Origin of the sequence: Flavonifractor sp. AGMB03687, from assembly GCF_017811815.1 — a bacterium.
In the GTDB taxonomy this organism is placed as follows: domain Bacteria; phylum Bacillota; class Clostridia; order Oscillospirales; family Oscillospiraceae; genus Flavonifractor.
On sequence record NZ_JADKZI010000004.1, the window covers coordinates 42,398 to 65,224 of the forward strand.

General features: G+C 62.2%; 20 protein-coding genes and 1 riboswitch. Of the genes, 12 read left to right on the plus strand and 8 right to left on the minus strand.

The annotated features are described in order from the left end of the window. Positions 1–41 precede the first annotated feature (41 nt). Both J9789_RS09360 and cls read left to right on the plus strand, forming a co-directional pair. On the plus strand, positions 42–3,521 hold the full coding sequence (locus J9789_RS09360; protein WP_209344741.1) for a DNA polymerase III subunit alpha: 3,480 nt from the start codon (positions 42–44) through the stop codon (positions 3,519–3,521). A 31-nt stretch (positions 3,522–3,552) separates the two neighbouring features. Continuing rightward, complete coding sequence (gene cls / locus J9789_RS09365) at positions 3,553–5,097, plus strand: cardiolipin synthase (RefSeq protein WP_209344742.1); 1,545 nt, start codon at positions 3,553–3,555, stop codon at positions 5,095–5,097. Between the two features lie 43 nt (positions 5,098–5,140). Here cls and J9789_RS09370 read toward each other — a convergent pair whose 3' ends face one another. After that, positions 5,141–6,559 (minus strand): serpin family protein, encoded by a 1,419-nt coding sequence (locus J9789_RS09370; RefSeq protein WP_209344744.1) that lies wholly within the window; start codon positions 6,557–6,559, stop codon positions 5,141–5,143. 220 nt (positions 6,560–6,779) lie between these two features. On the opposite strand from J9789_RS09370, the gene J9789_RS09375 reads away from it, so the two are divergent. The 5 genes from J9789_RS09375 (at position 6,780) to J9789_RS09395 (ending at position 10,683) form a co-directional block, all read left to right on the plus strand. Continuing rightward, entirely contained in the window at positions 6,780–7,028 is a 249-nt protein-coding gene (locus tag J9789_RS09375) for an IreB family regulatory phosphoprotein (protein WP_209344746.1), read from the plus strand. A gap of 133 nt (positions 7,029–7,161) precedes the next feature. Next, positions 7,162–7,851, plus strand: coding sequence for a 4Fe-4S binding protein (locus tag J9789_RS09380; protein ID WP_209344747.1), 690 nt, complete (start codon positions 7,162–7,164; stop codon positions 7,849–7,851). Between the two features lie 147 nt (positions 7,852–7,998). Then, positions 7,999–8,805, plus strand: a complete 807-nt coding sequence (locus J9789_RS09385; protein ID WP_209344749.1) for an electron transfer flavoprotein subunit beta/FixA family protein — start codon at positions 7,999–8,001, stop codon at positions 8,803–8,805. A gap of 13 nt (positions 8,806–8,818) precedes the next feature. Next, on the plus strand, positions 8,819–9,817 hold the full coding sequence (locus J9789_RS09390; protein ID WP_209344750.1) for an electron transfer flavoprotein subunit alpha/FixB family protein: 999 nt from the start codon (positions 8,819–8,821) through the stop codon (positions 9,815–9,817). Between the two features lie 200 nt (positions 9,818–10,017). Beyond that, entirely contained in the window at positions 10,018–10,683 is a 666-nt protein-coding gene (locus tag J9789_RS09395) for a hypothetical protein (RefSeq protein ID WP_209344752.1), read from the plus strand. Positions 10,684–10,734: 51 nt separating this feature from the next. Here J9789_RS09395 and J9789_RS09400 read toward each other — a convergent pair whose 3' ends face one another. Together J9789_RS09400 and dinB are read right to left on the minus strand one after the other, a co-directional pair. Then, the gene (locus tag J9789_RS09400) at positions 10,735–12,105 is read right to left on the minus strand and encodes a radical SAM protein (RefSeq protein WP_209344754.1); all 1,371 of its coding nucleotides are present in this window, start codon (positions 12,103–12,105) and stop codon (positions 10,735–10,737) included. A gap of 199 nt (positions 12,106–12,304) precedes the next feature. Beyond that, positions 12,305–13,543 carry a DNA polymerase IV gene (gene dinB / locus J9789_RS09405; RefSeq protein ID WP_209344756.1) on the minus strand — a complete coding sequence of 413 codons (1,239 nt, stop codon included), beginning with the start codon at positions 13,541–13,543 and terminating at the stop codon, positions 12,305–12,307. Positions 13,544–13,698: 155 nt separating this feature from the next. Here dinB and J9789_RS09410 point away from each other — a divergent pair, with 155 nt between their 5' ends. The 4 genes from J9789_RS09410 to J9789_RS09425 all read left to right on the plus strand — a co-directional run bounded on the left by J9789_RS09410 (position 13,699) and on the right by J9789_RS09425 (position 17,026). Continuing rightward, positions 13,699–14,238: a sigma-70 family RNA polymerase sigma factor gene (locus tag J9789_RS09410; RefSeq protein WP_209344758.1), complete on the plus strand. Its 540-nt coding sequence runs from the start codon at positions 13,699–13,701 to the stop codon at positions 14,236–14,238. 5 nt (positions 14,239–14,243) lie between these two features. Further along, positions 14,244–15,287 (plus strand): hypothetical protein, encoded by a 1,044-nt coding sequence (locus J9789_RS09415; protein WP_209344760.1) that lies wholly within the window; start codon positions 14,244–14,246, stop codon positions 15,285–15,287. 123 nt (positions 15,288–15,410) lie between these two features. Continuing rightward, on the plus strand, positions 15,411–15,950 hold the full coding sequence (locus J9789_RS09420) for a sigma-70 family RNA polymerase sigma factor (RefSeq protein ID WP_209344762.1): 540 nt from the start codon (positions 15,411–15,413) through the stop codon (positions 15,948–15,950). Continuing rightward, positions 15,947–17,026 (plus strand): hypothetical protein, encoded by a 1,080-nt coding sequence (locus J9789_RS09425; protein WP_209344764.1) that lies wholly within the window; start codon positions 15,947–15,949, stop codon positions 17,024–17,026. The genes J9789_RS09420 and J9789_RS09425 overlap by 4 nt, the downstream gene beginning before the upstream one ends. A 33-nt stretch (positions 17,027–17,059) precedes the next feature. Here J9789_RS09425 and J9789_RS09430 read toward each other — a convergent pair whose 3' ends face one another. After that, positions 17,060–17,665 (minus strand): ECF transporter S component, encoded by a 606-nt coding sequence (locus tag J9789_RS09430; protein ID WP_209344766.1) that lies wholly within the window; start codon positions 17,663–17,665, stop codon positions 17,060–17,062. Positions 17,666–17,746: 81 nt separating this feature from the next. Further along, a riboswitch (FMN riboswitch) is annotated at positions 17,747–17,875 on the minus strand. 141 nt (positions 17,876–18,016) lie between these two features. Between J9789_RS09430 and J9789_RS09435 the strand changes: the two genes are divergently transcribed. Further along, positions 18,017–18,514, plus strand: coding sequence for an SLOG family protein (locus J9789_RS09435; protein WP_209344769.1), 498 nt, complete (start codon positions 18,017–18,019; stop codon positions 18,512–18,514). Positions 18,515–18,561: 47 nt separating this feature from the next. Here the strand turns inward: J9789_RS09435 and J9789_RS09440 are convergent, their stop codons facing one another. The 4 genes from J9789_RS09440 to J9789_RS09455 form a co-directional block, all read right to left on the minus strand. Beyond that, positions 18,562–19,116, minus strand: coding sequence for a winged helix-turn-helix domain-containing protein (locus J9789_RS09440; protein ID WP_209344771.1), 555 nt, complete (start codon positions 19,114–19,116; stop codon positions 18,562–18,564). A gap of 143 nt (positions 19,117–19,259) precedes the next feature. After that, the gene (locus J9789_RS09445; protein WP_209344774.1) at positions 19,260–20,870 is read right to left on the minus strand and encodes a potassium/proton antiporter; all 1,611 of its coding nucleotides are present in this window, start codon (positions 20,868–20,870) and stop codon (positions 19,260–19,262) included. Positions 20,871–20,943: 73 nt separating this feature from the next. Then, positions 20,944–21,816, minus strand: a complete 873-nt coding sequence (locus J9789_RS09450) for an ABC transporter permease (RefSeq protein WP_209344776.1) — start codon at positions 21,814–21,816, stop codon at positions 20,944–20,946. A gap of 4 nt (positions 21,817–21,820) precedes the next feature. Beyond that, positions 21,821–22,780 carry an ABC transporter permease gene (locus J9789_RS09455; RefSeq protein ID WP_209344778.1) on the minus strand — a complete coding sequence of 320 codons (960 nt, stop codon included), beginning with the start codon at positions 22,778–22,780 and terminating at the stop codon, positions 21,821–21,823. Positions 22,781–22,827: the final 47 nt, after the last annotated feature.

Sequence of the window (22,827 nt, forward strand, 5' to 3'; positions counted from 1 at the left end):
CCGCCCTGTCCCCCCAACCCCAGATCTGAGGAGGTAACCCTATGTCCTTTGTCCACCTGCACGTCCATACCGAATTTTCCCTGCTGGACGGCGCCTGCCGTATTCCCCTGCTGGTCAAGCGGGTAAAAGAGCTGGGCCAGCCCGCCGTGGCCATCACCGACCACGGTGTCATGTACGGCGTGGTGGACTTCTACAAGGCCTGCAAGGCGGAGGGCATCAAGCCCATCATCGGCTGCGAGGTCTATGTGGCCCCCCGGAGCCGCACCGACCGGGTCCATGAGCTGGACGCCGCCATGTACCACCTGATCCTGCTGTGCCGCAACGAGGAGGGCTACCGCAACCTGTGCTACCTGGACTCCTGCGCCTTTACCGAGGGCTTTTACATCCGCCCCCGCATTGACAAGGAACTGCTGCGGCAGCACTGCGGCGGCCTCATCGCCCTGTCGGCCTGCCAGTCCGGCGAGGTCCCCCGGCGCATCCTGGCCGGGGACTACGAGGGGGCCAAGGCCATCGCCCTGGAGATGCGGGAGCTGTTCGGGGAGGACGGCTACTACCTGGAGCTCCAGGACCACAACCTGCCCGGCGACCCTGCCATCAACCAGGGCCTCATCCGCATCCACCAGGAGACCGGCATCCCCCTGGTGGTGACCAACGACGCCCACTACCTCCGCCGGGAGGACGCCCAAATGCAGGACACCCTCATGTGCATCCAGATGGGCAAGACGGTGGACGACCCCAACCGTCTGAAGATGGAGACCAGCGAGCTGTACGTCAAGTCCACCGAGGAGATGGCCGCCCTCTTTCCCGACTACCCGGAGGCGGTGGCCAACACCCTTAAAATCGCCGACCTGTGCAACATGGACTTCCAGTTCGGCACCTACCACCTGCCGGAATTCAAGCTGCCCGAGGGATACACCGACGGGGACGCCTATTTTGAGAAGCTGTGCCGGGAGGGATATGCCCGCCGCTACCCCGATGATCCCGAGGGCTACCAGGACCGGCTGGCCTACGAGATGGGCGTCATCCGGCAGATGGGCTTTGTGGACTACTTCCTGATTGTGTCCGACTTTATTGGGTATGCTAAAAGTCAGGGCATCCCGGTGGGTCCCGGCCGTGGCTCGGCGGCAGGCTCCATGGTGGCCTACTGCATGAACATCACCGATGTGGACCCCATGAAGTACTCCCTCTACTTCGAGCGCTTCCTCAACCCCGAACGTGTCACCATGCCCGATATCGACATCGACTTCTGCATCCGCCGGCGGCAGGAGGTCATTGAATACGTCCAGCGCAAGTACGGCGAGGACCACGTGGCCCAGATCGTCACCTTCGGCACCATGGCCGCCCGAGGGGCCATCCGGGACGTGGGGCGGGCCCTGAACATCCCCTACGCCGACGTGGACGCGGTGGCCAAGCAGGTGCCCAGCGGCCCCGGCGCCCTCCACATCACCCTGGACGAGGCCCTCAAACTGTCCAAGCCCTTGAAGGACCTCTACGACGGGGACGACCGGGTGAAGGAGCTTATCGACACCGCCAAGGCCATCGAGGGCATGCCCCGCCACGCCTCCACCCACGCCGCCGGCGTGGTCATCACCCGCCGCCCGGTCATGGACTATGTGCCCCTGGCCAAAAACGACGAGTCGGTGGTCACCCAGTACGTCATGACCACCCTGGAGGAGCTGGGCCTCCTGAAAATGGACTTTCTGGGCCTGCGCAACCTGACCATCCTGGACGACACCGTCAAACTGGTGGCCCAGAAACATCCCGGCTTCTCCCTGGCTGACATTCCGGACAACGACCCCGAGGTCTTCCAGATGCTGTCCGACGGCAGGACCTCCGGCGTGTTTCAGATGGAATCGGCGGGCATGACCGGTGTGTGTGTGGGCCTGAAGCCTCACAACATCGAGGACATCACCGCTATCATTGCCCTCTACCGCCCCGGCCCCATGGACTCCATCCCCCGGTTCATCGCCTGCAAGCACAACCCAGACAAGGTGAAGTACAAGCATCCCGCTCTGGAGCCCATCCTGTCGGTGACCTACGGCTGCATCGTGTATCAGGAGCAGGTCATTGAGATCTTCCGCCGTCTGGCGGGGTATACCATGGGCCAGGCCGATATGGTGCGCCGGGCCATCTCCAAGAAGAAGAAGGCCCAGATCGAGAAGGAGCGGCACACCTTCGTCCACGGCGACCCCGAGCGGAACATCGCCGGGTGCATGGCAAACGACATCCCCCAGCAGACCGCCGAGGACATCTATGATGAGATCGAGGCCTTCGCCCAGTACGCCTTCAACAAGGCCCACGCGGTGAGCTACGCCATTGTGGCCTATCACACCGCATGGTTCAAGTGCCACTACACCAAGGAATACATGGCCGCCCTCCTCACCTCGGTGCTGGACTCCAGCGAAAAGGTGGCAGAGTACATCGCCGAGTGCAAGGACTGCGGCATTCCCCTCCTCCCCCCCGACATCAACGAGTCCGGGGCCGACTTCACCGTGTCCGGCGACCACATCCGCTTCGGTCTGGTGGCCGTCAAGGGTGTGGGCCGCGGCTTTATCAATGACGTACTGACCGAACGAAAGAAGGGGTCTTTCACCTCCTTCCCCGACTTCTGTCAGCGGATGTTTGATTCCGACCTCAACAAGCGGGTGCTGGAGAGCCTCATCAAGTGCGGCGCCTTTGACAGCATGGGGATCTTCCGCTCCCAGCTACTGGACGCCTACGAGTCCCTGGTGGACTCCATCGCCCAGAACAAGCGCAAGAATCTGGAAGGTCAGTTTGACCTCTTCGGCGGCGGAGGGGACGAGCCCCAGTCCGCCCCCCAGCTCAACCTGAAAAACATCCCCGAGTTCTCCCGCCGGGAGCTGATGACCATGGAGAAGGAGACCACCGGCCTCTACCTGTCCGGCCACCCCATGGATGAGTACCGGGATGTGGTAAAAAAACGGAAGGTGGCCTCCATCGGCGCCATTCTGTCCGACTTCGCCCAGGAGGGCGGCCCCACCACCTTCCGGGACGAGCAGCGGGTGACCATCGCCGGTGTGGTTTCCGCCTCCCGCACCCGCACCACCCGCAACAACACCCTGATGGCCTATGTCACCCTGGAGGATGACAGCGGCTCCATGGAGATGCTGGTATTCGCTCGGGCCCTGGGCGAGTGCGGCCCCTATCTGAAGGACAACATGCCCCTGCTGGCGGAGGGCCGCATCTCCGTCCGGGACGAAAAGGCCCCCCAGCTTATGTGCGACCGGGTGGTACCTCTGGACCACCTGCGGGACGGCGGTAGCTTTGAGCCGGAGCAGCCGGTGGCGAAAGCAAAAAAGCTTTACATCCGTATCCCCGGTCTGGAGGACCCCCGCTGGAGCAGGATCCGCCTGGTGCTCACCATGTTCCCCGGCACCGAGCAGCTGGTGGTACGCTGCGCCGACACCGGCAAGCTGCTCACCACCCCCTGTCTCATTCATCCCGCCCTGGTGGAGGAGCTGAAGGAGCTGCTGGGAGCGGACAATGTGGTGGTAAAGTGATCGTTACGGTTTCGCGGCAAGGAGTAACCCTGTGAACATCAAAAAGCTATCTTCCTTTCTCTTTCAGCGTTCAGTGATCGTGGCCCTGCTGATCCTGCTGCAGGCCGTGGTGCTGCTGGTCCCCATGGTGTGGGCCTCCAGCTACTACGTCTACGTGTACTGGACCTGCGTGGTGCTGTCTCTGCTGGCCGTGCTGGTCATCATCCGGCGGCAGACCGACCCGGGGTACAAGATCGGCTGGATCATCCCCATCCTCCTCTTCCCCATGTTCGGCTGGCTGGTCTATCTGCTGTGCGGCGGCAACAAGCTGTCCGCCCGGATGCGCCGCAAAATGCAGGGCATGGACCGCACCATGCTGGAGCAGCTGGAGCGGGACTACAAGGCCCACAAGCTGATTGTCATGGGAGCGGACGCGGTGAATCAGGCCCGCTACCTGGAGCGGTACGCCCGCTGCCCGGTGTACACCAACACCTGGACCCGGTACTTCCCCCTGGGGGACGATGTGTTCCCCGTCATGCTGGAGGAGCTGAAAAAGGCCCAGCACTATATTTTCCTGGAATACTTCATTCTGGCTCCCGGCGTATTCTGGGACAGCATTGTGGAGATTTTGAAAGAAAAGCACGCCGCCGGAGTGGATGTGCGGGTGATTTACGACGACGTAGGCTCTCTGGGCACTCTGCCCGCCAACTACGCTGCCAAATTTGAGCAGGAGACCGGCATCCCCTGCTGTGTCTTTAACCGGTTCAAGCCGGTGATTTCCATCCGCATGAACAACCGGGACCACCGGAAGCTGTGCATCATCGACGGCCATACCGCCTTCACCGGCGGTATCAACCTGGCCGACGAGTATATCAACCAAAAACCCCGCTTCGGCCACTGGAAGGACAGCGCCATTCTGGTGAAAGGGGAGGCTGCCTGGAGCATGACGGTGATGTTCCTCACCATGTGGGAGTACATTCGGGAGGTCACCGTGGACTATTCCGCCCTGCGTCCCACCTCCCTGCCCCCGGAGGCCGCCCTGGGGAAGGACTGCTTTGTGCAGCCCTACGCCGACAACCCTCTGGACAACGAGCCGGTGGGCGAGACGGTATACCTCAATCTGATTGCCAAAGCCAAGCGGTATATCTATATCATGACCCCCTACCTCATCGTCAGCGACAGCGTCAACACCGCCCTGTGCAACGCTGCCAAATCGGGGGTGGACGTGCGCATCATCACCCCCCACATTCCCGACAAAAAGCTGGTGTTTGAGCTGACCCGCTCCCACTACCAGCCGCTGCTGGAGGCAGGGGTGCAGATCTTCGAGTACACCCCCGGCTTTGTCCACGCCAAGAATGTGGTATCCGACGACGTGGTGGGCGTGGTAGGCACCATCAACATGGACTACCGCAGCATGTTCCTCCACTTTGAGGACGCGGTGCTTCTCTATCAGGACCCCGCCATTCTGGACATCAAGGCCGACTTCTGGTCCACCCAGCTGCAATGCCAGCGGATCACCCTGGAGCAGTGCCTGGAGCGCTCCTGGCCCCGGCGGCTGTTCCGGTCCATCCTGCGTGTACTGGCCCCTCTGGTATAAAAACGAACAAAGCCCCTGCGGCAATCTGCCGCAGGGGCTGTACTTATATCTGTTCCACCACGCCCACAAAGAGGGTGACGCCGCTGGCCCGGATGAGGCACAGGAAGGGCCGGTCCAGATCCATGACGCAGATCTTGGAGTCCTCCGGGGGAGCGGCCGCTCCGGAGTTGGCCATCAGGGTAACCGCGGCGGCCTCCACTCCCTGCTCATCCACCTTCACCCGGGCGATCTGCTTGGCCTGGTCCAGCCATACCGGTTCGGTATCGGTGAGCGGGGTGAAATCGGAGACATCCGGGTCGAACACATCGGTGATGCCCAAACCGGTCAGGGTGGATTTCAGGTCCAGGTCAGAGCTGATGTCAAACTTGGGCACCGACCACTGGACCTCCCCAAAGATACCGTTCTCAAAGTCAGCGGCCTCGGTCAGAAAGTCCGGGTGGGCCAGCAGGTCGGCGGGGGTAATTCCTTCATCAGGAAGTACGAAGATCATCTCTCCAAAGCTGGTACCCAGAGAGGCCGCCTGGTAGCCATTCTGCCGCAGGAAGGTGCTGTCCTGGTTCTTATGCATGAACTCCGCCTTGGTCTCTGTGCCGTCGGCGGCGGTAAACAGGTCCTCTTCTGTCTTGCTGGGGCTGAATTCATCGGTCCATCCCGCCTTGTAATAGAGGGTTGAGGCCAGTACCGCCAGGGTGAGCTCATCGGTCTCCAGCACCTTGCCCTCGGAGCCGATGAGGCCCTTGGTCTGCTCGGCCACCCATTGGCTGAGGGCGTGATCCGCCGCATCGGTGCCCATAGGTACCTGGAAGGAGCCGGTGTAGTAGTGCTCCGCAAGGCTGTCCAGCGTGTCCTGGTGGAACTTTACATCCTCATCCAGCCAGATGGAGGTACCCAGCAGGGACGAAGCAGTCCCATCATCCTGATAGATGGTGTGCCACAGGATATCCGCCCAGTCCCGCAGCTGCTCCGCGTCGGATGCCCCCAGGGTGTCCAGCACCTGCTGCCGGGTCTCTCCGCCGGTGGTCTCAGCCAGCATGGCCAGGGCAAACCACAGGGACACGGGGGAATAGATCCGGTTCCCCTCCCCCGCTAGGGCCAAAGCCGTGCTCTCGCCGGTGTAGGTCTCTAGAGCGGCACGCAGCTCCGGGGTATCGGACAGGCTATCCGCCTCGTTCCGGTAGTTCCACCATGCGTCCCAATAGGCGCTGTAGTCCTCACTGAACTGCTCCCACGCCGCCTCGCTGTTTCCCGTGGGCTCCGTGGGGCACTGGGGCAGGTCGGGGTACTCCGGCAGAGCAACGGCGTGGGCACTCAGCCCGTTGCCGGTCACCCCCGGGATACCTGCCACCAGCAGGGCCACAGCAACTACAGCCGCCACCCCGACAGGCACCAGGATTTTCAGGGGCTTTCTCTTCTTATCCCGTACCGCCGACGGGTCAGGCCGGAGGGCATCTTTGTCCATCATGATCCGTCATCTCCTTTCCGTTTTGTCACCAGATTTGCCCGGAACAGGGCAGATTTCTTCCTGATACTATCATACCATATTCTTTGGCAAATGGTTGCACCACGGAAGGATTTTTCTTACCAACATCTTAAAGATTGATAAATTTTCGTCGGGCCCCTTTACAGCGGCGGCTTTTTCAGCTACAATGGGTACTAGATTTTAACCGGGAGGTGTGACAGGTATGGAGCCAGATTATACCCGCAAATTCAGTATCCGCTATGAGAAGGATCCTGAGATCAAAGAGGTGCTGACCTCCGTATACAACTCCCTTCAGGAGAAGGGATATAACCCCATCAATCAGATCGTGGGGTACATCCTCTCGGAGGACCCGACCTATATCACCAACTACAACAACGCCCGGGCCCTGATCCGCAAGCTGGATCGGGACGAGCTGCTGCAGGAGTTGGTCAAGCAGTACCTCAGAGACTGATCCCCTCAGGATGGACCGGATACGCCCGCGCTGTAAGGCGCGGGCGTATTTTTTCGGTTTCTGTTGCTCCTGCAACATCAAATGTGCTGTCTCTCTGGTATGCTTAACCCACACAACACAAGGAGGCGTTATCATGAAACGCAGAATCATAAAGATCGACCAGGACCTGTGCAACGGCTGCGGCCTGTGTGCCGCCGCCTGCCACGAGGGCGCCATTGAGATGGTGGACGGCAAGGCCAAGCTGACCCGGGAGGACTACTGCGACGGACTGGGAGACTGTCTCCCCGCCTGCCCCACCGGCGCCATCACCTTTGAGGAGCGGGAGGCTCCCGCCTACAACCATGCCGCCGTTATGGCTGCCAAGGCGACCAAGGCTGCTCCCACGCCCTGCGGCTGCCCCGGCAGCATGAGCCGGGCCATCCATCGGGAGGAGGCCCCCTCCCCTGCTGTCGGTACCGTACCCAGCCAGCTGCGCCAGTGGCCGGTGCAGATCAAGCTGGCCCCGGTGAACGCCCCCTACTTTAACGGCTGCCACCTGCTCATTGCCGCCGACTGCACCGCCTACGCCTACGGCAACTTCCATCAGGACTTCATTCGTGGCCGGGTGACTCTCATCGGCTGCCCCAAGCTGGATGAAGGCGACTACACCGAGAAGCTGACCGCCATTCTGGCGGGCAACGACGTGCAGAGCGTCACCGTGGTCCGCATGACGGTGCCCTGCTGCGGCGGTATCCAGCGGGCCGTCCAGAACGCCGTGGCCGCCAGCGGCAAGAATATCCCCCTGCGGGTGGCCGTGGTGGCCCCCGACGGCACCCTGCAATAATGGTTTCACCGGCCCCCGGAGCTGCTCCGGGGGCTTTCACACAATATGCAGGGTTTTCATTTCGGCCCAAATGTGGTAAAGTGCTGTTGTTCCCAGGCGCGGCGGAGCCATCGTTCCCCGCGCCCCTTTCTGGAAAGGAAGTTTGGCATGAATCTTCTGGTATGCATCAAGCAGGTGCCGGACACGGCGCCTCTTATCATGGATCCCCAGGACCACACCCTGGTCCGGGACGGCGTCCCCGGCCGAATGAATCCCTATGACGGCAGTGCCCTGGCAGCCGCCCTCCGCATCCGTTCTCTCTTCCCCGATACCCGTGTGGTAGCCCTGTCCATGGGCCCGCTCCAGGCGGAGGACACCCTGCGACAGGCTCTGGCCCTGGGGGCCGACGGAGCCTATCTGGTCACCGATCCCGCCTTCCGTGGCTCGGACGCCATGGCCACCAGCCGCATCCTTCACAGCGCCATCTCCCTGGTGGAGCTGCTGGAGGAGATGAAATTTGACGCCGTTTTCTGCGGCGGACAGTCCATCGACGGCGGGTCCGCCACGGTGGGCCCCGCCCTGGCCCAGCGGCTCAGCTTTCCCCAGATCACCGGCGCACTGGAGGTAGTCAATGCCGACGGCACCCTCTGCGTGCTCACCGCTGGGGAGGGCGACTACCGGCTGATGGGAATAAAGACCCCCTGTCTCATTACCTTTGCCGCGCCCTCCCACGGCCTTCCCGCCCCCACCCCCCGGTACGAGGAGGCCGCCCGCAAAGCCAACATCGTACGCCTGACCGCCGCCCAGCTCCCCAATCTGGACCTCGACCAAGTAGGGTTGGAGGGCTCCGCCACCCAGGTAAAGGCTATCACCCCCACCCCGGCGGCAGGCAGAGCCGTAGTCATCCGGGAAGAGACCGGTCAGGCCGCTGCAAAAAAGCTATACGGACTGCTGCGGGAGTCCGGGGTACTGTAAGGAGGTCTGTCATATGGAAACAAACAGAGACCTCTGGGTCTTTGTGGAGACCCGGGAGGACGGCAGCGCCAGGGATGTAGGCATTGAGCTGCTGGGCCCCGGACGGGATCTGGCCCGGGAACAGGGCGGCAAGCTGGTGGCTGTGGTCATCGGCTGCGGCGTAAAGGCTGCCGTGGGGGCTGCCTCCCGCCACGGCGCCGACCAGATTCTGTTCATCGACAGCGAGGAATTTCGCCGGTACTCCACCGACGCCTATGTCGCCGCCCTGGACCACCTGCTGACCCGTCAATCCCCCGCCGTTCTGCTCCTGGGAGCCACCCCCAACGGCCGGGATCTGGCCCCGCGGCTGGCCAGCCGCCTGGACACCGGACTGGTATCCGACTGCACCGGCATGGCCCTGGACCGTGACACCGGCTGCGTCCTCTGGTCCCGGCCCTCCGTGGACGGCAGCGTCACCGCCTCGGTGCTCTGCCCCACCCGCCGACCCCAGTTGGGCACCGTCCGCCCCGGCGTCTTTCCCCTGCCTCAGGCCGGAGAGGACCGGGCAGAGGTCACCAAGGTGGACTTCACCTTCCCCACCGACGCCATCCGCACCGAGCTGCTGGAGGTCCTGCCGGAGGAGTCCGCCGGGCTGGAGCAGGCACCCGTTTTGGTGGCGGGCGGCAGAGGCGTGGGCGGTCCCCAGGGCTTTGCCCTGCTCCGCCAGCTGGCCGATGCGCTGGGCGGGCAGCTGTGCGCCACCCAGGCCGCCGTGGAGGAGGGCTGGATCTCCCCCGCCTGTCAGGTGGGACTCACCGGCAAGACGGTACGGCCCAGGCTGTATATCGCCTGCGGCATCTCGGGCGCAGGTCAGCATCTGGCCGGCATGCGGGACGCCGAAACCATTGTGGCCATCAACCGGGACCCCAACGCCCCCATCTTTGGCGTGGCCCACTACGGGGTGGTGGGAGATCTTTTCGAGGTCCTGCCCGCCTTTCTTGAGCAGCTCCGCGACCGCCGTTCTTCCCTGTAGTTTATCGTTATAATAATTTTTTATTATCTTGATTGCGTTGTGCACGAAAACTCCGTGGTCCCACACAGAAGTTCTGCTCATTTTCTGCTGTTTTTGAGAATTTTACTCTAAGATCACTTTGACATCCCAGATTAAATCCGTTATACTGAAGGCGCAGCCGCACAGTTCCATTCCTGATCATTTTGGGAGGTGAACGGCATATGAGTCATCGTTATCCCAGCCGCCTGCTGTGGGTGGTACTGGGCATGGTCGTCAGCGCCGTCGGGATCGTCTTGATGCTTCAGGCCAACATTGGTCTGGAGCCCTGGAGCGTGCTCCAGCAGGGCATGTCCCAAACCTTTGGGATCACCTACGGCACGGCCTCCATCATTGTGGGCGCCGCCGCCATCGGTGTGGCCATCCTCTGCGGCGAGGGTTTTGGGCTGGGCACGGTCCTGAACATCACCCTGTGCGCCATCTTCATTGATTTTCTGCTGGCCCGGAACTGGATCCCCCTGATGGATGATCTGCTCTCGGGCACGCTGATGCTGCTGGTGGGGCTGGAGCTGCTGGCCATCGGCACCTGGATGTACATGAAGGCCGCGCTGGGGTCCGGTCCCCGGGACTCCCTGATGGTGGCCCTGGCCCGCAAAACCGGCCGGTCGGTGGGCCTGTGCCGGGCAGTGGTGGAGATCGGGGTCATCATCCTGGGCTGGCTGCTGGGCGGCCAGGTGGGCATCGGCACCGTCATCTCCGCCGTGGTGCTGGGCACCCTGTTTAATCTGAATTTCGCCCTCTTCCGCTTCAAGGCGGCGGAGGTACACCAGGAAAATCTGCGGGAGACCTTCTGCAATCTGCGGAACTTCCGCTCCCCTTCCCATTCCTGATTGCAAGAAAAAAATCCTCCGTCCGGTTGGGACGGAGGATTTTTTATGTACTTACTTGCCGCTGCAAGCGGTGCAGCCGCCGCACTGGGGGTGGGACTCGGCCCACAGCTTGTCGGCGGTGGGCTTCCAGTTGTCGGCGTAGGGGTGGGTCTTGGCGGTCAGGTGCTCCACGGTCTCGGGAGACTGAGGATCGGTGGAGTGGGCGCCGGTCTTACTGACGATCTCCTCGATGCGCTCGGGGTTCTCCAGCATGGGGCAGGGCCGCAGCATGTTGTCATTGAAGGGCTGGTTGTCATGGTAGGCCATGAACAGCGGGGACTGCAGGCACTCCAGCAGGGTCTTCTCGTGGATGTTGGAGTCGGAGTAGTGGATGAACACGCAGGGATCCACGTCGCCGTTGGCGTTGATGTGCAGGTAGCGGCGGCCACCGGCGATACAACCGCCCACGTACTCGCCGTCGTTCTGGAAGTCCATGGCGAAGATGCCCTTGGTCTGACGCATGGCACGGATGCGGTGATAGATCTCCTCACGCTGCTCGGGAGTGGGCATCAGCTCGGGAGCGGCATCGTTGCCCACGGGCATGTAGTGGAAGAACCACACGAAGTAGGCACCCAGGTCGATGATCTTGTCGTAGAACTCCTCGCTGGTGATGTCCTTGTAGTTGACACTGGTGTAGCAGGTGGAGATACCGAAGGGCAGGTGATGGCTCTTCAGCAGGGCCATGGCGTTGGTGACCTTCTCGTACACGCCCTGGCCGCGGCGGCTGTCGTTGGCCTCCTCGAATCCCTCCAGGCTGATGGCGGGGATGAAGTTCTTCACCCGTAGCAGATCCTGGCAGAACTCCTCGTCGATGAGGGTGGCGTTGGTGAAGGACAGGAAGGCCACGTCGTTGTGCTTCTCGCACAGGGCGATCAGGTCCTTCTTGCGCACCAGGGGCTCGCCGCCGGTGTAGATGTACATATAGATGCCCAGTTCCTTGCCCTGGGTGATGATGGAGTCGATATCATCAAAGGTCAGGTTCAGCTTATTGCCGTACTCCGCCGCCCAGCAGCCGGTGCAGTGCAGGTTGCAGGCAGAGGTGGGGTCCAGCAGAATGGCCCAGGGGATGTTGCAGCCGTACTTCTTGCGCATCTCCTCCTGCTTGGGCCAGCCCACCAGGTTGGCGTTGACAAAGAAGTTGTTGAACACGGTCTTCAGCACGTCGGGATCGGTCTGGGTCCAGACCTTCTCGATGAGCTGATGCCAGCAGGAATCCTTATCGTTGATGACATTGTCAAAGGCCTCACGCTGCTTAGACAGGGTGTCGCCAGCAAATTTATTGACCAGATCCATGACCTTGCTCATGTTGTTCATGGGATCCTTGTCCAGATAATCAAAGACCTTAGCCAGACCGTAACGCTTCAGACTGTCAGGAATTTTCATCTTTCTTTTCCCCTTTCACGGCATATCGATACCTAACATTGTGGTTATGATACCGTTTTTGCTGAAAAATGAAAATAGACAAAAGGCCCATCCTGTCCAAACTCTATACAAAAACGGCAGTTTGCTTAAAAATACGTCAGAATCTTCCCCTTGATTTATATAGTTTTTCGCACATTGTCATATAATATAGAACATGATATCAGTCGGTGGGCGGCAGCCGCTGGTCCTCCCGTTCCCCCTGCCCCTCCGGATGGACGGCGGAGGCCAGGGAGATGGCCTTGCGGCCGTATTTGTCCCGGATGGAATCCATGGCCTTTTCCAGCTTCTCCAGCTTGTCACGCCGTGGAATGGCGTCGGCGGCAAACAGGTCCACCTGCTCCCCGGCGTCCCCCTCCTCCACCAGGTTCTGGGCGGTGATGGTGAGGGCCCGCACCGGCTGCTTCTCGTTCCAGCAGGACCGCAGCAGCTCCATGGCGCTGTCGGTCAGGTCACGGGATACATAGGTGGGGGCGCCCAGCCGCTTCTGGCGACAGATGTCCTTGAAGGCCGGGTCCCGGACGGTAATCTGCACCGTGGTACACTTCAGGCCGTGCTTGCGCAGGCGGGCCGCCACCTCGTCGGCCAGCTCGGACAGGGCGGTGCGCAGCTCCCCCCACCCCACCAGGTTGCGGGGAAAGGTGAGGCCGTTGCCCACCGATTTGGGGCCCGGCATATCCCGTGCTGGAATCACCGGGGCATGCTCCCGGCCGGTGGCGTAGTCGTGGAGGGTGTAGCCCCCCTTCCCCAGGATCTCCCCCAAACTCTCCCGGTCAAAGGCGGCTAAATCTCCGATGGTGCGCACCCCGTAGCCCGCCAGCACCCGGGCCGCCGCCCGGCCCACAAAGAGCAGGTCGGTCACCGGCAGGGGCCACAGCAGCTGCTGAAAATTCTCCCGGGTGATGACGGTGGTGGCGTCCGGCTTTTTGTAGTCGCTGCCCATCTTGGCAAACACCTTATTAAAGGAGACCCCCACCGACACGGTGAGGCCCAGCTCCTGCCGGATGACCCGGCGGATCTCATCGGCCAGGGCTTTTCCATCCCCGCCAAACAGGTGGAGGGTCCCCGTCACGTCCAGCCAGCTCTCGTCGATGGAGAAGGGCTCCACCAGGTCGGTGTACCGCTCATAGATGGCGTTGACCTTTTGGGAGTATTCCCGGTACTTCCAGTGGTGGGCGGGGAGCAGCACCAGGTCGGGGCACTTCCGCCTGGCCTGCCAGATGGTCTCGGCGGTCTGGACCTTGTATTTCTTGGCGGGCTCATTCTTGGCTAGGATGATGCCGTGGCGGCTCTCCGGGTCGCCGCACACCGCCACCGGCTTGTCCTTCAGCTCCGGATGGTCCAACAGCTCCACCGAGGCGTAAAAGCTGTTCAGATCACAGTGAAAAATCACCCGGTCCATGCCTGCCCCTCCCTCCTCCAAAAGGATACGGTCGTTTCTTTTATTATATGCCTATTCTTTCGCAAAGTCAAACATCCGTTCTAATCTATTTTTGCGGTATCATGTGACAAAACCACTGCCGGCGTGGTACTGTAGGGTGAAAGGGGGTTGGAGGCATGGAGCGGACGATACCCGCGGAGGACCGGGAGGCCCAGCGGATCTACGACACCTATCACACCCTGGTGCGGACGGTGGTGAGCCGTATTCTGGACCGTGCAGGCACCCCGGAGGACGCGGAGGAGTGTACCCAGGACGTACTGTGGGAATTTCTCCAGGGGCCGGACAAGTGGGACCCCTCCCGGGGCAGCGAAAAGACCTATCTGTGCATGCTGGCCCGCAGCCGGGCCAAAAACCGCCGGAAAAAGCTGCTGGCCGGTGCGGCGGAGCCTCTGGAGGACCACGCCTTGATTTTTACAGTACCGGACGGCACCGAGTGTACGGCGGTGCGGGACGGACTGCGCCGGGCCCTGGAGGGGCTGACGGCGGAGGAGCGGAAGCTCTTCACCCTGCGGTTCGTGTACGAGTGGGGCGGCGGGGAGATCAGCCAGGCCCTGGGGCTGAGCCAGAGCGCCGTCACCACCCGGGTGAACCGGCTGCGGAAGAAGCTGAAAAAGCTGCTGGCGATCCAGGGCATCGCCATGGACGGAAAGGAGTGACCCCTATGCGGTATGAACTGGACCAACTGCTGGAGGCGGAGGATCTGGCCCGTCTCACCAACGAGGCCATGGCCTCCCCTGCCGGGAAAAAGCATATCTTTACACCCAAGCGTCTGGGGACCCTGGTGGCCTGTCTGGCCCTCATCCTGTGCCTGGCCAACTATCAGGCTGTGGCGGCTGGGGTCAAGCGGATCGCGGACTACTTTTCCGGGGTGGGCGCGGTGGATCAGGGTACCCCGGTACTGGTGCTGGAGGAACCACTCACCTGGACCGACGGCACCTGGACCTACCATCTGGACGCCCATCAGGCCGGCGGACAGCTCTTTATAGAGATGGAGTACCTGTCCACCCGCCTGGAGCCGGGTGCGGATGTGAACACCGGCGTACCCGACTACAGCTTTGAGATGGAGCTGCTGCCCCCCGCAGACGGGGATGGCCCCTGGCTGTCTCAGGAAGAGGCGGTGGACAAGTCTGCGGCCAGCTACGAGGATCTCAACGACTGGGGCAGTCCGGAAGGGGCGGCCCTGCGAGAGGCAGGGTACCGCACCTACGGCTCCCACTCCTCCCTGTTTCAGGTGGGGGACTTTGCGGGAGAGAACTACCGGCTCCGGATCACCTTTATCGACGACTCGGTAATCGAAGGGTACCAGACTTTTACCTATGAAAAGGAGCTGAATCTGATCCAGGCAGAGGCCAAGGCGGCTGTGTCGGACAGCCGTATCTTCCCGGAGGGTACGGTGACCGTGCTGGTCAGTGAGGACGGCTCCGGCGTCACCAACTTTGTAGAGTGGTCGGAGCAATCTGAGTACGACCTGCTCGGCCACTCTCTGGAGCTTCAGTTCATCGGCGCCTCCGGCAAGCGCTATCCGGCCTACTTCCACAACACCTACTTGATAGGGTTTGAGCATGTGGAGTACTACCCCCGGTTTGAGGTGAACGAGCCCATCACCGCAGTGGAGATCAGTAAAATTTTCTTCTCGACAAGATCCAGTGATCAGGAGCGTTGCTACGAAAATCTGAACTGGGTCATCCAGCTGCCTCAGGAATAACCAACGCCCGCCTCCGGCACAGCCGGAGGCGGGTCTTTTTTGCATTTGAAGCAGAAAATTGGTACACTGGCGTCAGGATAGGCTCTATCCTATCGTATTGTTAAGTGAAAGGGGGAAACGCCCATGGATATGACGCTGGACCGGGACAGCGCTGCCCAACGGATCTGGGAGATGTACGGGAAACTGCTCCACACCGTGGCCGCTTCCCTGCTGCCCGGCCATCCGGAGGACGCGGAGGAGTGCGTGCAGGACGTGGTGTGGGCCTATGTGGACGCCCCGGAGAAGTGGGAGCCGGCCAAGGGCAGCGAAAAAACCTACCTGTGCGTGCTGGTGCGCAGCCGGGCCATGGACCGCCGGCGCAGGCTGGCTGCCCGGCGGGAGGAGCCCTTGGAGGACCATGCTGAGACCCTCCGTGCCGAGGACCACACCGAGGAGGCCGCCCTGCGGGACGGACTGCGCCGGGCCCTGGCGGAGCTGAGTCCGGCGGAGCGGCGGCTGTTCACCCTGCGCTTTCTCTATCAGTGGCCCTCGGCGGAGATCGGGCATACCCTGGGGCTGTCGGCCAACGGCGTGGACGCCCGGGTGGTCCGCCTGCGCAGGAAGCTGAAAGACCTGCTGGCCCGGCAGGGACTGGGCTGGAGCGGAAAGGAGGACGGACCATGAAATGCTATGACTGGGACCAGCTTCTGGACACGGAGGATATGCTGGCTCTGACGGAGGAGGCCCTCACCCCCAAACCGGCCCGCCCCCTCTCCTGGCGGCGGCTGGGGGCCCTGGCGGCTTGTCTGGCCCTCATCCTGTGCCTGACCAACTATCAGGCCCTGGCCACTGGGGTTCAGACCCTCATCCGCTATTTTTCCGGGGTGGGTGCGGCGGAAACAGGGGCGGATCTCCGTATTCAGGAGGGTGAACTGGAATTTGAACTCAACGGCCGCACCTATCTCTTCTCCGGAGCCTATGCCCGGGACGGCTTCCTCTTCGTCCCTCTGGAGGTCGTATCCAGGTCGGAGGAGCGGCTCAACAAAAATGACTATCAAAATCTGTACGTCAAGTTGGAGATCAGCCAGGACGGGCAGGTTCTGGCGGGCAGCAATCCCTTCCTCGATTTGTCGGACAACGGCTCCTACGCTGCGGGACAATATACCGCCCTGACGCGCAAGCGCATCCCCTTCTCTCCTTTGCAAGAGGAGCAGTATCTGGGCTGGCGTTACCTGCCGGAGGGCTATCAGAGCTACGCCCAAGCCGTCTTTACCTATGAGGCGGCAAATCCGGCCGAACGCTATACCCTGCGGGTGGAGGACTATCTGACCGATCAGGTCATGGAGGTGGAGCTGGCCCTGGCCCCGCCGGAGGAGATATCGGCCATCTGTGAGCAGCGCACCGTGGGCGAGATCCAGGTCACCGCCCTGGTCTCGGCGGACGGCCGCCGCCTGTCCCTCTACGGCACCATGGCCAAGGAGGAGGAGTGGTGGAAGTCTCTGGTGGAGCTGCAGGCCGAGCATATCGATGGGGTCCAGTTTATGGAGACGGACGGTACCAGCCATCCAGGTCTCCCCCGCCGTCCGGGGGGCACGGATGGGGCGGGATATGCACAGGAGATCCTGCTCACCCAGGACACCGGCCCCATCACCGCCGTGCGCATCGGACGCATCTACTACGCTTACGACGACATGGACGATGGCCTGGTAAGCCGTTGGGTGGACCTGGACTGGGTCATCTCCCTGACGGAAACCAAATAAAAAAACGACCGCCTCTCGGCGGTCGTTTTTTTGTTACCGTTTTCCGTGAATCAGGGGGGACAGCGGCTTGTAGATCAGGAAACAGAGCACCGCGTCCAGCAGGCCCTTCAGCAGGGTGAAGGGAGCGTTGAACACCATGAGGCACTCCAGCAGGCCGTCCACGGAGGGACGAATGGCCTGATACATGCTGATGATGGTGTCGATGGGCATAAAGTTGGCGTACACGGGGTAAGTAATGTAGTAGTTCAGGGGGATGGACAGCAGAGCCATGATCACCGCACCCACCAGGGAACCCAGGATGGCGCTCTTGCGGGACTTGTGGAGCTTGTAAATCAGGCCCGCCGGGAACACGAAGCAGGCGCCCAGCAGGAAGTTGCCCAGCTCACCGGCGCCGCCGGTAGTGGTAATGAGCAGATGGAGCAGGTTCTTCACCAGGCACACCACCACGCCGTACACCGGGCCCAGGCCGAAGGCGGCCAGCAGGGCGGGCAGCTCGGACACGTCCATCTTCACAAAGCTGGGGATGATGGGCAGAGAAAACTCCAGGAACATGAGCACGAAGGCCACCGCGGAAAACATGGCGGTCACGGTAATGGGCCGTGCCCCGACTCTCCGCCGGGTGGAAACAGAACTGGTCATAAAAAACACTCCTCTTGATGGAATAACCCCTGAAACGCTTGTCTTCCAGGTGTTAAAATCAAAGGAGCGTGCGCAATTTCAACACATCTTCTTCCATCCAGACTTCGCGCTGCGCGCGTCACTGTCGGTCCCGGAGTTCCACCGGGTCGGCCATACTGGCTCGCGGACTTTACCGCCGATCGGGATTTTCACCCTGCCCTGAAGACAGTCCATTCAGTTGTCGTTCTCTATTATACACATTCCGGCGGAATTTGCAACCGCTTTTCGCAGAAAAACAAATGTTCGAATTTCCATTGACTTGTTCCGCTGAATATCATACAATAGGCAAAAGAACAGACAAGGAGGTGCGCCATGCGACGGGACATCAGCTGCTGCTTCACCGGGCACCGGCCGGAGAAGTTGCCCTGGGGGGAAGATGAGCGGGACCCCCGCTGTCTGGAGATCAAGGACAAGCTGGCGGCCTCCGTGGAGGCGGCCTATGAGGCCGGTTGCCGCCACTTCCTGTGCGGCATGGCCCGTGGAGCGGACTTCTACTTCTGCGAGGCAGTGCTGGACCTGCGGGAACGGCGGCCCGGAATTACCCTGGAGGCGGTCATTCCCTGCGAGGAGCAGGCCGCCCGCTGGAGCGAGCGGGACCGGGACCGTTATTATGCCTTGGTGGCCGCCTGCGATGGAGAGACCATGGTGCAGCGCCACTACGACAAGGGCTGCATGCTCCGGCGCAATCGCTACTTGGTGGACCACGCTTCCAGGCTCATCGCCATCTATGACGGCATGCTGGGGGGTACCATGTACACCATCAGCTACGCCATGAAGCAGGAGCTGGACTTAGACATCATCTATCTGTAACCAAAAAGCGGACGGAAAGAGGTCTCCCCTCTCCGTCCGCTTCTGTTTTACAATTCTTCACCCGCCCGGTAGGCCAGCACCACGTACTCCCAGTGCTCCTCCGCCTCGGGCCGGGGGACGCTGTGCTCCTCCAGATAGTGCTCCACCAGCTCCATCAGTTCCTTCCGCTGGGCGGTATCCAGATGGAGGGCGCCGAACCGGAGAGCGCCGTAGTCGTGCAGCTGCTCCTCGTCATAGCGGTATACATTCTCCAGCATGCTGCGGAAGGTGCTGTCCACCAGGTTGGCCGCCAGGGCCTCCCGCTCCCCCTGGAAGGCGTCCTTCCGCCCCAGGCAGAGCCGCAGCTTCACATCCCGCATCTGGTAATAAGTCGTCTTGCTGCCGTCCGACCGGGTTCCCTCCTGGGCGGACACCAGCCCCATTTTGACCAGCTTGTTCAGGTGACTGTGGGCTGCGTTGGGCGAAAGCTGCATCAGCTCCGCCACCCGGTTGGCCGACAGGGGCCTTGCCACCAGCCGCAGCAGATGGATCATCTCCTGCCGCACCGGATTGAGCATGACCCGGAACTGCTTCTTTTCTGTGAGGTCGATCGTATAATCCACCAACGTGGTCCCCCTTTACCGTCAAGCCGCCTATATTCTCTCGATATATGACGCGGCCTTTGTTATCATTCCAACAATTATGATAACACTTACCGTTTGGTAATGGCAAGAGGTTTTGCCTTTCCGGGCACATTTTTTCCGGTTTATGCCGGTTTGCCGTTATCCGCCTCGCTGACCACCAGCGTATCTCCCGGATGGAGCACGGTGCCCCCTTTGGGCACGGCGGTGGTACCGTCCGCCCGGCGGACCAGCACGATGAGCACCTCCGCCGGCAGGTTCAGCTCCCGGATGGTGCGGCCGATCCAGTCTTTATGCTCCGCTACCGGCAATTCCCGCAGGCTGACGCCGCCGTCGTCCTGATAGACCGGCGTACTCACCACCAGCAGGTCCCCCGCACGGATCACCGTGCTGCCGTTGGGGATGAGACTCTCCTCCCCCCGGCGGATGGTAACCACCAGGGCGTCGGCGGGTAGGTGGCACTCCCCCACCGGCTTCCCCTCCCAGGGGTGTCCGGGACCAATACGGAACCGGGTCAGATGGAGCTGACGCTGGTCCTGGTAGTCGTTGAAGGTACGGCTGACACTGTCCTCGGTATCCACCATGTCCAGCCGCCGGGCCACCAGAGGCAGCAGGGAGCCCTGAACGGCCACCGACAGCAGGGCGATACAGAACACGATGTGAAACAGGTCGTGACCGATCTCCGCCCCACTGGCCAGCGCCATAATGGCAAACACGATGGAGGCCGCGCCCCGCAAACCGGCCCAGGACACCAGCAGGCACTGCCGCAGGGAGCACCGGAAGGGTTTGAGCAGCAGGAAGACCGCCGCAGGCCGGGCCACCAAGGTGAGGAAAAGGGCGATGGCCACCGCCGGCAGCAGTACCTGGGGCATCTGCCGCGGAAAAGCCAGCAGACCCAGCAAGAAGAAGATGAGGATCTGGGCCAGACCGGTGAGTCCGTCAAAGAAGTGGACCAGAGCGGCCTTGTGGGGGATCCTAGCGTTGCCCAGCAGGATACCGGCCAGATAGGCCCCCAGGTAGCCGTTGCCTCCTACCGCCGCGGGCAGCGCGTAGGCCAACAAAGCGGCGGCCAGCACAAAGATAGAGTCCAGACCGTCAGACAAAGTGAGCCGCCGCAGCACCAGAATGGACAGCCAGGCCACTGCAAGTCCCAGAGCTGCGCCAAAGACCACCTGGGCAAAGACCATCCAAATAAGGCTGCCGCTCTCCCCCACTCCCATGAGGGAAAGGGCGATCATGGTCAACATATAGGACACCGGGTCATTGCTGCCGCTCTCCAGCTCCAGCAGAGAGGCGGTGTGATCCCGCAGACTCAGCTTCTTGGAGCGCAGGATGGAGAACACCGACGCCGCGTCGGTGGAGCTGATCACCGCGCCGGTGAGGAAGCTGGCCAGAGGGGGAAAGCCCAGCACAAAAAAGCAGAAGAGGGCGGTCAGCAGAGCGGTCACCGCCACGCCCAGGGTGGAGAGCACCACCGCCCGGGCCGCCGCCGGTTTGGCCGCCTCCCACCGGGTGCCGAAGCCGCCGTAGAACATGATGAAGATGAGAGCCACCGAGCAGATCTGTTCTGCCGCCTTGAAATCATCAAAGGGGATGCGAAGCAGCCCATCGGAGCCAAAGAGCATGCCCAGGGCCATGAACAGCAGCAGAGCCGGCACCCCCGCCCGCTGGGAAAAGCGGCTGGCCAAGATACAGGCCACCAGCACCACACCACAAAAAAGCAGCATATATACCATCCATTTCCTCCTCTCATTGAGAAAACAGCTCCGGTCCTGTTTGGGCCGGAGCTGCTGTATCGATCCGTGAAAATTACGGTCGGGAGCGTCTGCTGTCAAACCGGGGGTCCAGAGCGTCCCGCAGGCCATCCCCGATCCCCGCCAGGCAGAGCACCGTCAGAATAATACACAGGCCCGGCGGCACCCACACCCAGGGCCGGGTGGTGAGCACCGTCAGATTACTGGCGTACTGGATCATATTGCCCCAGGAGGCCTGGGGGGTACGGATGCCGAATCCCAGAAAGCTGAGACTGGACTCCGACAGGATGGCCCGCCCCGCCCGCAGGGGGATGGAACACCACACCGGGGATACCACATTGGGCAGCACGTTGCGCCGCAGGATGGTGCCCGTCCGAGCGCCCAGCGCCTTGGCCGCCAGCACATATTCCCGCTCCCGCACTGCCAGGGTATTGCCGTACACCAGCCGGGCGATACCGGTCCAGCCCAGCAGGCCCAGCACCAGCACGATATTGCTGGCCGATGGACCTACCACCGTCACCAGGCAGAGCACCAGCACGATGGAAGGAAAGGTCTGGAAAATGTCGGCCAGCCGCATAATCCAGAACTCCCAGGCACCCCGGCGGTAACCCGCCAGCAGACCCAGGGGCACGCCTACGGCCGCGCTGATGGCGGCGGAGGTCAGGCCGATGAACAAAGACACCCGCCCGCCGCTAAACAGCCGGGCCAGCAGATCCCGACCCACGTCGTCGGTGCCCAGGAGATGCTCCGCCGACGGCGGGGCCCAGAAGCCCGCCTCCAGGTCGCTGACGTTGGGCTCCAGATCCAGCACCAGAGGCAGCAGGAGCACCGCCAGCACCTCCAGACAGAGGACGATCAGGCAGGCCATGGCACGCCGGTCCACCCGAAACCGGGCCCAGGGGCTCCGGTCCAAACGCGTTTCTCCCATGGCCCTACTCCTTTCCATAGCGCACCCTGGGGTCCGCCAGTCCGTAGACCAGGTCCAGGAGCAGGTTGGTCAGGAGCACCGTCAGGGCGATCACGACAGTGACCCCCATCACCACGGTATAGTCCCGGCCCGAGATGCCGGAAAAGAGTAGACTGCCCATGCCGGGCCAGCCAAAGATCTGCTCCACCACCACAGAGCCGCCCAGGATGTGGGGGATATGGCTGAGGATGGTGGTGAGCACCGGGATGAGGGCCCCCCGGAAGGCATGGCGTACCATCACGGCACCATCGGTAAGGCCCTTGGCCCGGGCGGTACGGATGTAGTCCTCCCCCAGGGCCTCCAGACAGGCGGCCCGGGTCTGCTTCACCAGCTCGCCCACGCTGCTCAGGCATACCACCCCGGCGGGGAGGATCAGGTGGCGGATCAGGTCGGCCACACCGGAAAAGCGTCCGGCGGCATACATGCCGTTGGCGGGCAGCCAGCCCAGGGTGACGGAAAAGAGAAAGATGCCGGCCAGACAGAGGAAAAAGCCGGGCACGCCGAAGCTGATGAGGCTGAGTGCGGAGGCCGCCTTGTCCCAGCCGGACCGGGGCTTCCAGGCCGCCAGCACCCCCAGAGGCAGGGCAATGGCCACCGCCAGCACCACACCGGTGCCGGTGAGCAGCAGGGACGGCCCCACCCGTTGGGCGATGAGGCCAGCCACCGGCTTGCCGTTGGCGTAGGAGACTCCCAGGTCTCCCCGGAGCAGGTCGCCCAGCCACATCAGATAGCGCTGAGGCAGAGGCAGGTCCAGACCCAGGGAGGCCGCCAGGGCCGCCCGGTCGGCGTCGGTGGCGCCGCTCCCCTCCCCCATCAGGTCCAGGATGGAGCCCTGGGCCAGGTTGAGCATACAAAATACCAGAATGGTGATCCCGAAAAACACGGGGATAGCCGTCAGCAGGCGACGGCGGAGATATCGTCCCATAATTCTCGCTTCCTCCTGCACTTCCGGCCCCGGACGGGGCACGGGCC